Genomic DNA, 12613 nt, shown 5'->3' with positions numbered 1-12613 from the left:
CATTACTGCATGTTGATGATCACTTCTTCCTGCCATTTCTGTGGCAGGGCCTTGGAGGTCTTCTCCCAGGCATCGGCGTCCTTGATCGGCGTGACTTTCTTGTACTGCTCGTTGGGCAGCAGGTTGGCCTGGACTTCGGCGGGCAGGGTCAGGTGCTCGGCGCGGATTGGACGCGCATTGCCGCGTGCCAGGTTGATCTGCCCGGCATCGCTGAAGATGTATTCACGGGTCAGCTTGGCTGCGTTCGGGTGCTTGGCGTATTTGTTGATGATAGTGGTGTAGCCGGAGATCACCGAGCCGTCCGACGGGATCAGCACGATGTAGTCGTCCTTGTTGACCATCTTGTTGCGGTAGCTCAGGCCGTTGAAGTCCCAGACCACGCCGACTTCCACTTCACCCTTTTCCATGGTGGCGATGGTCGGGTTGGCCAGCGACAGGCGCCCTTGCTTGGCGATCTCGGCGAACATCAGCAGGGCGGGCTGGATGTTCTTTTCATCGCCGCCCTTGGCGATGGCCGCGGCCAGCACGCCGTTGGCGGCCTGGGCGGCGGTGCTCACGTCGCCGATGGAGACCTTGTATTTGCCTTTCTCCAGGTCGGCCCAGCTTTTCGGCGCTTCGGAACCGTGCAGCAGCTTCTTGTTGATGATGAAGGCGATGGTTCCGGTGTAGGCCAGCGCCCAGTTGCCGTCCTTGTCCTTGGCCCAGTCCGGGACCTGGTCCCAGGTGCTTGGCTTGTAAGGCTGGACCACGCCCTGCTTGACCGCGATCGGGCCGAAGGCCGCGCCCACGTCGCCGATATCGGCGCTGGCGTTGTCTTTCTCGGCGGCGAACTTGGCGATCTCCTGGGCCGAACTCATGTCGGTGTCGATGTGCTTGAGGCCGTAGTTCCTGGCCAGGTCTTCCCAGGTCCCTTTCCAGTTGGCCCAGTCGTCGGGCATGCCGACGCTGTTGACGGCGCCTTCGGCTTTCGCCGCGGCTTCCAGGGTCTTCAAGTCGGTATCAGCGGCCATGGCGGCGGTGCACAGGGCGATGGTCGAGCCTAACAGTGATGCCAGGAAAAGCTGTTTCATCCGAAGCTCCTTTGGGCGTGTTCAACGCTGTGTTTGTCTAACGTTGTTGGTCTAGGTCAGCAATACCTGAGCCAATTTAAGCCGGCTGGATGACACTTTAATGTCGGCATCAGTCCTGCAAGGCATTCGCGGGCGGCAGGTGCGGGGCTGCGAGATAAGCGTAGACCAAGGCTAAACGGCTGATATGAAAGGACTTGGCCAGCCAATTGCAGGCGTCTGGCACAGCCGTTGGGCGGCTTTGTCATCTGTCAGTCATATGCATTGCCTAGGCTCTCGGTGAAGGCTGAGTGCCTTTTTTCCAGGCACGTTTTGCCCTGAAACAGTGCTGGTCTAGTCCAGATAGGTAACGTTGATGCGCGAAGAGGCAGTCAAGGCGGTGACAGCCATTGGGCAGGTCCTGCAGGAACAGATCGATCACGGGTTGTTGGCGCCCGGTAGCAAGCTGCCGGCCGAGCGCAAGCTCAGCGAGTTGTTCGGTACGACCCGGATTACCGTGCGCGAAGCCTTGTTGCAGCTGGAGGCCCAGGGCCAGATCTATCGCGAGGAGCGACGCGGCTGGTTCGTCTCGCCACCGCGGCTGGCCTACAACTTGATGCAGCGCAGCCACTTTCACGCGATGGTCAGTGCCCAGGGACGGGTGCCGTCGACCGAGATGATCTCGGCGCGCCTGCAACCGGCTTCAGCGGCGGTCTGTGCCTGGCTGCAGCTGCCGGCGCTGTCCAGCGTGATCCAGATCCGTCGGGTACGGCGCATCGACGAGCGCCTGGTGCTGTATGTGGAGCACTACCTCAATCCACAGTACTTTCCGGGCATCCTCGAATTCGACCTGAACCAGTCGATCACCGAGCTGTACGCGCGGCACTACGACCTGCATTACGGTCGGGTGCGTTTCGAGATCGTGCCGACTTCCTTGCCGGTGGAAGCCGCGGCGGCGCTGAAGGTGTCGGCGGGCAGTCCGGGGCTGCGGATCGCCCGGGTCAATTACGACCAGCACCAACGGCTGATCGACTGCGACCTGGAGTTCTGGCGCCACGATGCGATCCATGTCGGCGTCGATGTGGTCTGAGCCCGCTCCCGTTGCAGGAGCGGGCTTGCTCGCGATGACGCCAGGAGCGTTTCAATCCTTAGGGTTTGGCCCCGGCGAACAGATAATCGGTGGTCAATGACGCCAGGGTACGCACGCCCACCAGCAGCGCCGATTCATCGACAAAGAACCCCGGGTTGTGGTTCGGCGCGGCCTTGGCCATGTCCTGGTCCCGTGGCGTCACGCCGAGGAACACGAACAGCCCCGGCGCCTCCTTGGCATAGAAGGAAAAGTCTTCCGCGCCTCCCACCAACGGGCCCTGCACCACATCGTCCTTGGCCGCCCAGCGCAGGCTCGGCAGCATTTTCTCGGTCAGGGCCGGGTCGTTGATGGTCGGGTCGTACTTCTCGATGATGCTCACCTCGGCCTTGGCGCCACCGCTTTCGGCGATCTTTTCCACGGTCTGGCGCACATCGCTGTGCAGCTTCTGGCGGATGCCGTAGTCGTAGGAGCGGATGGTGCCGGTCATGTCCAGCGACTCGGGGATGATGTTGTAGCGCGTGCCGCCGTTGATGGTGCCGATGCTGACCACCGAGGGAAACGATGAGATATCGGTGCGCCGGCTGACCACGGTTTGCAACCCGACGACGGTCTGGGCGCCGACCGTGATCGGGTCGATGCCGTCCCAGGGGCGGCCGGCGTGGGTCTGCTTGCCGAGGATCCTGATACGCAGGTCGTCGGAGCTGGCCAGGGTCGGGCCCGGGCGATAGGCGATGCGCCCGGCCGGAATCCCGGCCCAGACATGCAGGCCGAACACCGCGTCCGGCTTGGGCGATTTCATGACGCCTTCCTGCACCATCATCTTCGCGCCCCAGGTGTTCTTGCCGTCGGGGACGAAATCGCTCGGGCCTTCTTCGGCGGGCTGGAAATAGAACACCACGGTGCCGGGCAGGCGCTCGCGCATGTCGCTGAGGATTTTCGCCGTGCTCAGCAGGATGGCGGTGTGGGCGTCATGGCCGCAGGCGTGCATGACGTCCACTTCCTTGTCCAGGTAGCGACCCTTGGCCTTGGAGGCGAACGGCAGGTCCGCGACTTCCTTGACCGGCAGCGCGTCCATGTCGGCGCGCAGGGCCACGGTCGGGCCGGGCAGGGCGCCCTTGAGCACCGCCACCACGCCGGTACGGGCGACGCCGGTCTTGACCTCCAGGCCCAGGGCGCGCAATTGCGTGGCCACCAGTTCGGCGGTGCGTTGTTCGGTGTTGCCGAGTTCCGGGTGGGCGTGGATATCGCGACGGGTTTCCAGCAGCGCCGGCTCCAGGGCCTTGGCCTGTTCGGCGATGTGCTGGCGTGCCTGTTCCATGGCGCTGTCGTCGACGGCGTTGGCGGCCTGGCTGGACAAGGCCAGGACGCCGATCAGGCAGGCTTGGGCGATAGCGGATAACTGCATAGGGACTCTCTCCATGATTATTGTTGTGCTGCTCAGGTGGCAAAACCTGTGACCGCCCCAACCGTGGAGAGTGCGGCCGCGCCCTTGCCAGTGCGCGGCCGGACGCCTTACTCCTCTTGCTGGGGCCCGCCGCCGGCGGTGATCACTTGCACGCTCATGCGTGGCGTGGCCAGGTCCATTCCGGCTTCGTCGAGGTGGCGCTTGAGGGACAGGTTGAAGGCCCGTGACACCTCCCATTGCTTGATCGGCGCGGTCTTGAAGCGGGCGCGCAGAATCGCGTTGCCGGACTCGAAGCTTTCCACCCCCTGGAACTCCAGCGGCGACCAGATGTTGCGCCGTTGCAGCGGGTCGGTGCGCATCTTCTGGCCGACATCGCGCATCAGCTTGATGGCCTCGTCTATGTCCATGTTGTACGGAATGGCCACCCGGAAGATCGCGTAGCCGAACTCCCGGGAGTAGTTCTTGATGCTCTTGATTTCGCTGAACGGGATGGTGTGCACGATGCCGTCGATGTCCCGCAGGCGCACGGTGCGGATGGTCAGGCCTTCGACGGTACCCAGGTGGCCGCCGACGTCCACGTAGTCGTCGATGGCCAGGGAGTCCTCGATGATGATGAACAGGCCGGTGATCAGGTCGGCCACCAGCGACTGGGCGCCAAAACCGATGGCCAGGCCGATCACACCGGCACCGGCCAGCAGCGGCGTGACGTTCATGCCCATGTTCGCCAGGGCGACGATCAGGGCGATGATGAAGATCGCCACGAACAGCACGTTGCGGATCAGCGGCATCATGGTCTGCGCCCGGGCATTGGCCAGGCCTTTGCGCGAACGGGTCAGGGCGTGATGCACCGCGGTGTCGCTGAGGATCCAGATCAGCCAGGCGAACAGCAGGGTGCCACCGAGGCTGAACAGCTTGACGCTGATTTCGTGGCCGTCGCCTTCGGTGAAGCGGATCAGCGACATGCCCCAGACCCGCAGGCCGAGCTCGATGAACACCAGCCACACCATCAGGTGGGCGAGGGTGTAGAAGAAGCCTTTCAGGCGCTCGGAGTACAGGGCGTGGCGCTTGTGCCCGCGCTGGGGCTTGAGGGAATGGCGGCGCACCAGGCCGTTGATCACCATGCACAGCACCAGCAGCACGGTGCAGATCAGCGACTGGCGCAGGGCAGTGCTGGTGTCGCCGGCGGAAATGAAGGTGGCGAACAGAGAGATGGCCACCAGCACCAGCGCTGGCAGGTACCAGAAGGTGCCGATGATCTCGATGGTGTCGCTCAGGGCGCGGCGGGTCAGGCGGCGGGACAGCGGCTGGTTGCGGATCAGGTGCGCGATCGGCCGCCGGAAACGCAGGATGAACACCCCGGTGGACAAGGCCGCCATGACATTGGCGAAGGTGGCCGCGGTGTGCGCCAGGTGGCTGCCCAGGCTGGCGATCAATCGTGGGTCGCTCAAGGCCTCGCCGAAGGCGGCGAAACTGCCGATCAGCCACAATGGGCGGAACGCCTGGCGGCGCAGAATGTACAGTGCGCGGTGACGGTTCGGACCGTCCAGCACGGAAAAGGCGATCACGCAGATCGCCGAGAAACAGGTGCCGACCACCAGTGCGTAAGCCAGGACCATGGCCAGGTCCTTGCCCAGGGACGACGGCAGTTTGTAGGTCATGTACACGGTCATGATCAGCGCGATCAGCCAGGGCCCCAGTTTGCGCAGGGCGAAGCGCAGCAGGTCCCAGGTCTTGGGGTGCTGCGGCAGTTCTTCGGTGAGGCCGAAACGCTCCCGCAGGCGGTGGCTGAGCCAGATCAGCGCCGCCGCCAGCAGGCTCCAGACCATCAGGATCAGGGCGAAGGCGAAGATGATCGGCAGCCATTCGCTGGCCGGCAGCATCAGGGCCGCCAGTTCATCCTGGGCCTGATCGAATTCGTTCGACCAGCGGGTGATCGGGCTGTCGGCGCCGGAGAACTGTTTTTCGAAGCTGGACAGGGTGCCGCCGATCAGGCCGAGCACGCCTTCTTCGGCGGGCGTCTGGGCTTTTTTCGTGGCGTCGCGGAGCTTTTTCAGGTCGGTCAGCAACTGGCTGCGTTGCTGGTCGTTTTCCAGGGATTTGATGACCTCGTCCAGCGACTGTCCCAGGGGCTGCTCGGCTTGTGGCTGGGTTTTACCGCTGTTGAGCAGGCCCGGCAGACCCACCGCCTGGGCTGATGACAGCGGCAATAGTGTCAGGAGACAGAGAAACAGGCAGTAGGGCAGAACGGAAAGACGAGCGAACACTGGGCGGTCAACCTCAGAAAAAGCGGATCGACCGAGTGTACGAGGCAGCTAATACCAATGCGAGCCTGGACGGCGCATTTTATTCGGCGAGTTTGGCGAGGATCTTGTAGATCACGGTGCCAAGGATCAGCAGCATACCGGCCCACATGCTGAAGATGCCGGCATTCTTGTCGCGGAAGTTGTAGCCGATGGCCAGCAGGATCATCCCCGAGAGAATGGGAATGAGCATGGCGTGGAACGAAGACATCGAGATCATGGCGACAGCCTTGTCGGAGGGGATACTCACCAGTCTAGGTGGCTTTGGCGGAGTTCGGGTTGATGTGCATCAGAAATGCCTCGATGCCTGGATTTTCGCGTCTTGTAGGAGCGAAGCTTGCTCGCGATGGCGGCGACGCGGAGGTACTGGACGACCGCATCATCGTTCATCGCGAGCAAGCTTCGCTCCTACAGAAGAGGGCTTACGGCAGGTCGCGGCTGGCGTAGAACGCGCTCAGTACCTTCACCAGATGCGCCAGGTCGTGGCTGCCGCACAGTTCGCGGATCGAGTGCATGGCGAAGGTCGGCAGGCCGATATCCACGGTGCGCACGCCCAGGTGGCTGGCGGTGATCGGGCCGATGGTCGAGCCGCAGCCCATGTCGCTGCGCACCACGAAGCTTTGCACCGGCACTTCCTCGGCCATGCACAGATGGCGGAAGAAACCGGCGGTTTCGCTGTTGGTGGCGTATCGCTGGTTGCTGTTGACCTTGATCACCGGGCCGGCATTGAGTTTCGGGCCGTGATTGGCATCGTGCTTGTCGGCGTAGTTGGGGTGCACACCGTGGGCATTGTCGGCCGAGACCAGCAGCGACTTCTGGATGGTACGCACGAATTCGTCGCCTTCGGGCAGCAGGCGGCGCAGGGTCTGCTCGAGCATCGGGCCGTCGGCGCCGCAGGCCGAGCAGGAGCCGACTTCTTCGTGGTCGTTGCAGACCAGCACGCAGGTTTCCTCGGTGTCGGCGTTGAGCAAGGCTTGCAGGCCGGCGTAGCAGGACAGCAGGTTGTCCAGGCGCGCGCCAGCGATGAAGTCGCCGTGCAGGCCGATCACCGCGGCGCTTTGGGTGTCGTAGAAGCTCAGCTCGTAATCGAGCACCACATCGGCGTTCAGGCCGTGTTCGCGAGCCAACTGGTCGGTCAGCACCGCGCGGAAGTCGACCCGCTCGTCGCCGGCGAATTGCGCGAGGATCGGCGGCAACTCGGTCTGGGCATTGATGGCCCAGCCCTGGTTGGCTTCGCGATTGAGGTGAATGGCCAGGTTGGGGATGATCGCGATGGGCGCCTTGAAGTCGATCAGCTGGCTTTCGACCTTGCCGTCGCGACGGAAGGTGACGCGGCCGGCCAGCGACAGGTCGCGGTCGAACCAAGGCGCCAGCAAGGCGCCGCCGTAGACTTCCACGCCCAGTTGCCAGAAGCCCTGGCGTTGCAGTTCCGGTTGCGGCTTGACCCGCAGGCACGGGCTGTCGGTGTGCGCGCCGACCATGCGGATCCCGCCTTGCAGGGGCGAATGCCGACCCAGCTTGACGGCCACGATGGAGGAGTCATTGCGGGTGACGTAGTAGCGACCGTTGGCTTCGGTGGTCCACGGCTCGCGCTCGTCGAGACGCTGGTAGCCCGCGGCCTCCAGGCGTTGAACGAGGCTGGCGGTTGCATGGAAAGGGGTAGGGGAGGCCTTGAGGAAGTCGATCAGGCCCTGGTTCAACTCTTCGCGCATAAGTAACTCCAGACAGCAGTGGCGCGAGTTTACCGTATCGGCTCGCGGCATTGCAGGCGCAATGCCGTTGAGGGAGACAACATTCATCGCGGCAGGGAGAACGGCTCAGCCGGTGATCAGGTTGCCTTTGAGGAACACTTCGCGGCGTTGCTTGCGGCCCACATATTCATGCTTGCTGGCCTGGTAAACCTGGTTGAATTTCTCTGCGCAAATGCCCGGCAGTTGATCGAGGTATTCCTCCACCAGCGCGTCGTACTGCGCTTCGGTGATCAGTTTGTAGACTTCGCGACGGTAGAAGAACCCCAACTGAAAACCCAGGGTTTCGCTGGGATGGGGCGTGATGGTCGCGAAGCAGTTCTCGAAGTCGATGGCCTTGAGTGGAGCCTGGGGGCTGATCATGATGTTGCCGGCCCAGAAGTCCATGTGGGTGATGTTCTTTTGCGCGAGGGAGTGCAGCAGGCCGAATGCATCGCGGATAAAGGGCTCGATCTTGTCCGGGTTGTTGCGCAACCACTGTACGCCGTCGACGTAATCGTCCAGCAGGCGGGTAAGGATGAAGTATTCCTGTACCAGTCCCAGGCGATCCCGGGTATAGCCGAATCCTTCAAGGTCGGACATCTGTACGCCGCGTCGCTGGGCTTCGACGGTGTTGATCAGCTCTTCCAGCGGCCAGTCGAAGCGGCCGTTGCGCTGGGGCTTGCCCAGGGTGACGCGAACTTTCGCCTTGAGTGTATCCAGAGGCTGCACCTTGGCGAACAGCGGTGTCTCGCCGTTCGCCAAAGGCGCGCTGGCGCGGGTCTGTTTGTGTGCGTGACGTTGGCGGATAAGTTGTTCGAGGGCTGTGCAGGCGTTTGCCGAAGGTTTTTCGCGAAGGTGCAGGGTGGTATTCAGAAAGCAGAAGGTGAAAGGGTAATCGCGTTGAAATGGCTGACTGCTGAGCACGAGGGCTTCCTGCCTTAATATCGAATAGCCACTATTTTAATATTTTTTTCACAAATTCATAACAAATTATTCGGATTAATCTTAATTTTTGGTCGGATTTTTCTGAGGTTGTGTGCCCCTCAATCGAGGGGCGTCCCGCTACGGTGGCCGCTCTCGATCAGAACGGTGCCGGGCATTCGAAGCGCAGGCGTTCGCCACTCTGCGGATGGGTGAAGCTGAGCATGCTGGCGTGCAGGCACAGGCGTGGCCAGGCGGCCAGCGCTTGTGGATGCGCATACAGACCGTCGCCCAGCAGCGGGTGACCGATGGACAGCATATGCACCCGCAACTGGTGCGAGCGCCCGGTGATCGGGGTCAACTCGACACGGCACCAGTCGCCGCAACGTTCCAGCACGCGCCAGAAAGTCAGGGCGTTCTTGCCGAATTCGTGGTCCACCACGTGCCGCGGTTTGGTCGGCGGGTCGTAGCGCAGTGGCAGGTCGATGCTGCCGCTGTCCAGTTCCGGTTGGCCCCAGCACAATGCGGTGTAGGCTTTTTCGGTCTCGCGGTCGTGAAATTGCCGGGACAGTTCGCGGTGGGTATCGGGGTCGCGGGCCAGCAGGATGATGCCGGAGGTTTCCCAGTCCAGCCGGTGGACGATGCGGGCTTCCGGGTAGCCATTTTCCTGCAGGCGGGTGATCAGGCAATCCTTGTTGTCATCGGCCCGGCCAGGCACTGAGAGCAGCAGGGTAGGTTTGTCCACCACCAGGACAGCGGCGTCCTGGTGAATGATGCGGATATTCGACAGCGGCATTAAAACAGCCTCGTAACAAACGCCAACGGCGGCTCGATCAGCCCGGCTTCTACAGGAGCAGGCTTGCTCCTGTAGAAAAACCGAGGGATCGAGCCGCCGTGGCTCCAGCCTGGTCGATCAGCGATCAGGCAGGGTGATATTGAGTTCCAGGATCGAGCAGCTGCCCTGGTTTTCCAGAGCGACGTGCACGTCATCGGACCCGATATTGACGTACTTGCGGATTACTTCCACCAGTTCCTTCTGCAAGGCAGGCAAGTAATCGGGGGTAGTGCGTTGGCCGCGTTCATGCGCCACGATGATCTGTAGACGCTCTTTCGCTACCGACGCGGTGCTTACTTTTTTGCTGGCACGAAAGAAGTCAAAAAGGTTCATTTACCTACCTCCAAACAGGCGCTCGAAGAATCCCTTCTTCTCGACATTGAGGAACCGGTGTTCCTTTTCCTTGCCCAGCAAGCGATCAACGGTATCGCTGTAGGCCTGGCCGGCGTCGCTCTGGTCGTCGAGAATCACCGGCACGCCCTGGTTGGAGGCCTTGAGCACCGCCTGGGATTCCGGGATCACGCCCAGAAGGCGCACTGCAAGGATTTCCTTGACGTCTTCGACACCGAGCATTTCCCCTTTTTCGACGCGCTCCGGGTGGTAGCGGGTGATCAGCAGGTGTTCCTGGATCGGCTCTTCGCCTCTTTCGGCGCGGCGGGACTTGCTGGCCAAAAGGCCGAGCATACGGTCGGAGTCGCGCACCGAGGAAACTTCAGGGTTGGTCACGACAATCGCTTCGTCGGCGAAGTACATGGCCAGGTGGGCGCCTTTCTCGATACCGGCCGGGGAGTCGCAGACCACGAAATCGAAGGTCTCCTTGAGCTCCATCAGCACTTTTTCCACGCCTTCCTGGGTCAGCGCGTCTTTGTCGCGGGTCTGGCTGGCGGCCAGTACGTAGAGGTTTTCCAGGCGCTTGTCTTTGATCAGGGCTTGCTGCAGGTTGGCTTCGCCGTTGACCACGTTGACGAAGTCATACACCACGCGACGTTCGCAACCCATGATCAGGTCGAGGTTACGCAAGCCGACGTCGAAGTCGACGATGACAGTTTTGTGGCCGCGCAGAGCGAGGCCGGTACCGATAGCGGCGCTGGTGGTGGTCTTACCCACACCACCCTTGCCGGATGTAACCACGAGAATCTTGGCCAAGGTGTTTCACCCCTAAGGAAGAAGGACTTTTTAGCCCCTGAAAAACATCTCTATGAAAACTACTGCAGTCGGACAGCCTTGGCTGGAGGTCGGTTAACACCTGCTCCTACTTCGTTTGAGCCGTATTCGCTAGGTTTTAGAGATGCCTGGAAAATGCGGCAGTATCCGTTAAAGACGTGTGATGTTCAACACGTCACCCGACAGGCTGACCTGGACCCCGGCGCCCCACAACGGGTCGCGCCGCAGGTCCTCGGAAACCTTGTACTGGCCGGCGATGGACACCAGTTCAGCGCTCAACTGCTGACAGAAAATCCGTGCCTTGGTGTCGCCCTTGACCCCGGCCAGCGCTCGACCGCGCATCGGGCCGTATACATGGATGTTGCCATCGGCCAGAAGTTCCGCACCCGGACTGACCGACGAGGTCACTACCAGATCACCACCCTGGGCATAGATCTGCTGTCCGCCGCGTACTGGCGAAGTGATGATGCGGGTGGGCTTGATGGTCGGCTCAGGCGGTTTTTCAGGCTTTTTCCGGGCTTCGTTTTCCTGCGGTTCCAGCGGCCGCTCGCGGGCGCCGGAGGGAGGCAGGACCGGCAGATCAACGGCGATCGCCGCGGCGATGTCTTCGATGCGGCTGGCGCGGATCGCCAGGGTGCGCAGACCATGGTGACGGCAGACGCGCATCAGGCCGGGCAGATCGACGGCGCCTTCGCTGGCCGGCAGTTTGTCCAGCGCCAGCACCAGCGGGGCGTTACTGAAGAAATTCGGGGCTTGCGCGACCTTCGCCGCCAGTTGGCGATCGAGGCCTTCGAGGTCGTTGCGGGCCAGTTCCAGCACGGTGATGGCCAGCATGCTGCCCTTCAACTGGAACACAGGATCCAGGTCTTGCGATTCGGTTTGGCTCATGGTCGGCATAAAGCGGCTTGTCACTAAAAGTGCCGAGACTTATAACGAGAACGCCCGCGGGCCGCAAGCCGGGTCGAACCGATGTAGAATGCGCGACCTTGTTGTCTGTCCGGAATCTGTAATGGATCGCCCGCGTTTTCGAGCTGCATTTCTTTATCCCCGTTTTTGGCCGCTGTGGCTGGGCCTGGGCCTGCTATGGCTGGTGGTCCAGTTGCCCTATCCGCTGCTGCTGTGGATCGGCCGTGCCCTGGGCGCGTTGATGTACCGGGTGGCCGGCGAGCGTCGGCGGATCGCCAAGCGCAACCTGGAACTGTGTTTCCCCGAGAAGTCCGCGGCCGAGCGCAAGCGCCTGCTCAAGGAAAACTTCGCCTCCACTGGCATCGCCTTTTTCGAGATGGCCATGAGCTGGTGGTGGTCCAAGCCGCGCCTGGCGCGCCTGGCCCATGTCGAAGGGCTGGAGTACCTCAAGCAGGCGCAGCTGGAAGGCAAGGGCGTGATCCTCATGGCCCTGCACTTCACCACCCTGGAAATCGGCGCGGCGTTGCTGGGCCAGCAGCACACCATCGATGGCATGTACCGCGAGCACAAGAACCCGCTGTTCGATTTCATCCAGCGCCGTGGCCGCGAACGGCACAACCTGGATTCCCTGGCCGTGGAGCGTGAAGACGTGCGCGGCATGCTCAAGCTGCTGCGTGCCGGGCGTGCCATCTGGTACGCACCGGACCAGGATTACGGCGCCAAGCAGAGCGTGTTCGTGCCGCTGTTCGGCATCCAGGCGGCGACGGTTACCGCCACCAGCAAGTTCGCCCGGCTGGGCAAGGCCCTGGTGGTGCCTTTCACTCAGCAGCGGCTGGCCGATGGCAGTGGTTATCGCTTGGTGATTCACCCGCCGTTGCAGGATTTCCCGGGTGAGACCGAAGAGGCCGATTGCCTGCGCATCAACCAGTGGATCGAAGGCGTGCTGCGCGAGTGCCCGGAGCAGTACCTGTGGGCGCATCGCCGTTTCAAGAGCCGCCCGCCAGGCGAGCCGAAGCTGTATAAGAAGCGCGGTTGAAATTATCGCGTTAGGCTCTAGGACGAAAGGTCGGCGAGCGAAGGTCAGGCAAGGCAAAAACAGGCGAGGAACGGCCGGGGTCGCGTTCGACTGTAGGGGCCTACATGAGCATTCCGAGCCTGTTTTTAACGCAGCATGACCTGCGTAGCGCCGAAGGCGCCCAGCGCGTAGCCACTTTTC

The 12613-nt window shown here is 62.2% G+C and carries 12 protein-coding genes; 2 read left to right on the top strand and 10 right to left on the bottom strand.

The genetic code is table 11. The annotated features are described in order from the left end of the window. Positions 1–2: 2 nt before the first annotated feature. Positions 3–1070 (bottom strand): ABC transporter substrate-binding protein, encoded by a 1068-nt coding sequence (locus PVZ78_RS26915; protein WP_009050227.1) that lies wholly within the window; start codon positions 1068–1070, stop codon positions 3–5. 352 nt (positions 1071–1422) lie between these two features. Between PVZ78_RS26915 and phnR the strand changes: the two genes are divergently transcribed. Beyond that, the gene (gene phnR, locus PVZ78_RS26910) at positions 1423–2136 is read left to right on the top strand and encodes a phosphonate utilization transcriptional regulator PhnR (RefSeq protein WP_009050226.1); all 714 of its coding nucleotides are present in this window, start codon (positions 1423–1425) and stop codon (positions 2134–2136) included. A 58-nt stretch (positions 2137–2194) separates the two neighbouring features. Here phnR and PVZ78_RS26905 read toward each other — a convergent pair whose 3' ends face one another. The 9 genes from PVZ78_RS26905 to minC form a co-directional block, all read right to left on the bottom strand. Further along, the gene (locus PVZ78_RS26905) at positions 2195–3541 is read right to left on the bottom strand and encodes an amidohydrolase (RefSeq protein WP_124314212.1); all 1347 of its coding nucleotides are present in this window, start codon (positions 3539–3541) and stop codon (positions 2195–2197) included. A gap of 107 nt (positions 3542–3648) precedes the next feature. Continuing rightward, positions 3649–5805 carry a mechanosensitive ion channel family protein gene (locus PVZ78_RS26900; protein ID WP_009050224.1) on the bottom strand — a complete coding sequence of 719 codons (2157 nt, stop codon included), beginning with the start codon at positions 5803–5805 and terminating at the stop codon, positions 3649–3651. A 79-nt stretch (positions 5806–5884) separates the two neighbouring features. Beyond that, positions 5885–6061: a hypothetical protein gene (locus PVZ78_RS26895; protein ID WP_007927853.1), complete on the bottom strand. Its 177-nt coding sequence runs from the start codon at positions 6059–6061 to the stop codon at positions 5885–5887. Positions 6062–6263: 202 nt separating this feature from the next. Further along, the gene (locus PVZ78_RS26890; protein WP_007928670.1) at positions 6264–7553 is read right to left on the bottom strand and encodes a M18 family aminopeptidase; all 1290 of its coding nucleotides are present in this window, start codon (positions 7551–7553) and stop codon (positions 6264–6266) included. Between the two features lie 105 nt (positions 7554–7658). Next, positions 7659–8495 (bottom strand): hypothetical protein, encoded by an 837-nt coding sequence (locus PVZ78_RS26885; protein ID WP_009050223.1) that lies wholly within the window; start codon positions 8493–8495, stop codon positions 7659–7661. 157 nt (positions 8496–8652) lie between these two features. Next, a complete protein-coding gene (locus PVZ78_RS26880; protein WP_007928667.1) occupies positions 8653–9288 on the bottom strand; it encodes an RluA family pseudouridine synthase in 636 nt (211 codons plus the stop codon). A gap of 117 nt (positions 9289–9405) precedes the next feature. Then, positions 9406–9660: a cell division topological specificity factor MinE gene (minE, locus tag PVZ78_RS26875; protein ID WP_007928666.1), complete on the bottom strand. Its 255-nt coding sequence runs from the start codon at positions 9658–9660 to the stop codon at positions 9406–9408. Further along, entirely contained in the window at positions 9661–10473 is an 813-nt protein-coding gene (gene minD, locus PVZ78_RS26870) for a septum site-determining protein MinD (RefSeq protein ID WP_009050222.1), read from the bottom strand. It lies immediately after the preceding gene. A 168-nt stretch (positions 10474–10641) separates the two neighbouring features. Continuing rightward, complete coding sequence (gene minC / locus PVZ78_RS26865; protein ID WP_009045065.1) at positions 10642–11379, bottom strand: septum site-determining protein MinC; 738 nt, start codon at positions 11377–11379, stop codon at positions 10642–10644. 121 nt (positions 11380–11500) lie between these two features. Between minC and PVZ78_RS26860 the strand changes: the two genes are divergently transcribed. Continuing rightward, positions 11501–12433 carry a lipid A biosynthesis lauroyl acyltransferase gene (locus PVZ78_RS26860; protein WP_009050221.1) on the top strand — a complete coding sequence of 311 codons (933 nt, stop codon included), beginning with the start codon at positions 11501–11503 and terminating at the stop codon, positions 12431–12433. The last annotated feature ends 180 nt before the right edge of the window (positions 12434–12613 follow it).

It is taken from the genome of Pseudomonas sp. SBT1-2 (assembly GCF_028640875.1).
Taxonomy (GTDB): Bacteria; Pseudomonadota; Gammaproteobacteria; order Pseudomonadales; family Pseudomonadaceae; genus Aquipseudomonas; species Aquipseudomonas chlororaphis_I.
This window is presented reverse-complemented; position numbering and strand designations above follow the sequence as displayed.

Bases quoted from the DNA above. Each gene is read 5' to 3' on its own strand.
- PVZ78_RS26905 (WP_124314212.1), bottom strand. From the start codon at position 3,541: ATGCAGTTATCCGCTATCGCCCAAGCCTGCCTGATCGGCGTCCTGGCC.
- PVZ78_RS26895 (WP_007927853.1), bottom strand. From the start codon at position 6,061: ATGATCTCGATGTCTTCGTTCCACGCCATGCTCATTCCCATTCTCTCG.
- PVZ78_RS26915 (WP_009050227.1), bottom strand. From the start codon at position 1,070: ATGAAACAGCTTTTCCTGGCATCACTGTTAGGCTCGACCATCGCCCTG.
- PVZ78_RS26860 (WP_009050221.1), top strand. From the start codon at position 11,501: ATGGATCGCCCGCGTTTTCGAGCTGCATTTCTTTATCCCCGTTTTTGG.
- phnR (WP_009050226.1), top strand. From the start codon at position 1,423: ATGCGCGAAGAGGCAGTCAAGGCGGTGACAGCCATTGGGCAGGTCCTG.
- minC (WP_009045065.1), bottom strand. From the start codon at position 11,379: ATGAGCCAAACCGAATCGCAAGACCTGGATCCTGTGTTCCAGTTGAAG.
- PVZ78_RS26880 (WP_007928667.1), bottom strand. From the start codon at position 9,288: ATGCCGCTGTCGAATATCCGCATCATTCACCAGGACGCCGCTGTCCTG.
- PVZ78_RS26890 (WP_007928670.1), bottom strand. From the start codon at position 7,553: ATGCGCGAAGAGTTGAACCAGGGCCTGATCGACTTCCTCAAGGCCTCC.
- minE (WP_007928666.1), bottom strand. From the start codon at position 9,660: ATGAACCTTTTTGACTTCTTTCGTGCCAGCAAAAAAGTAAGCACCGCG.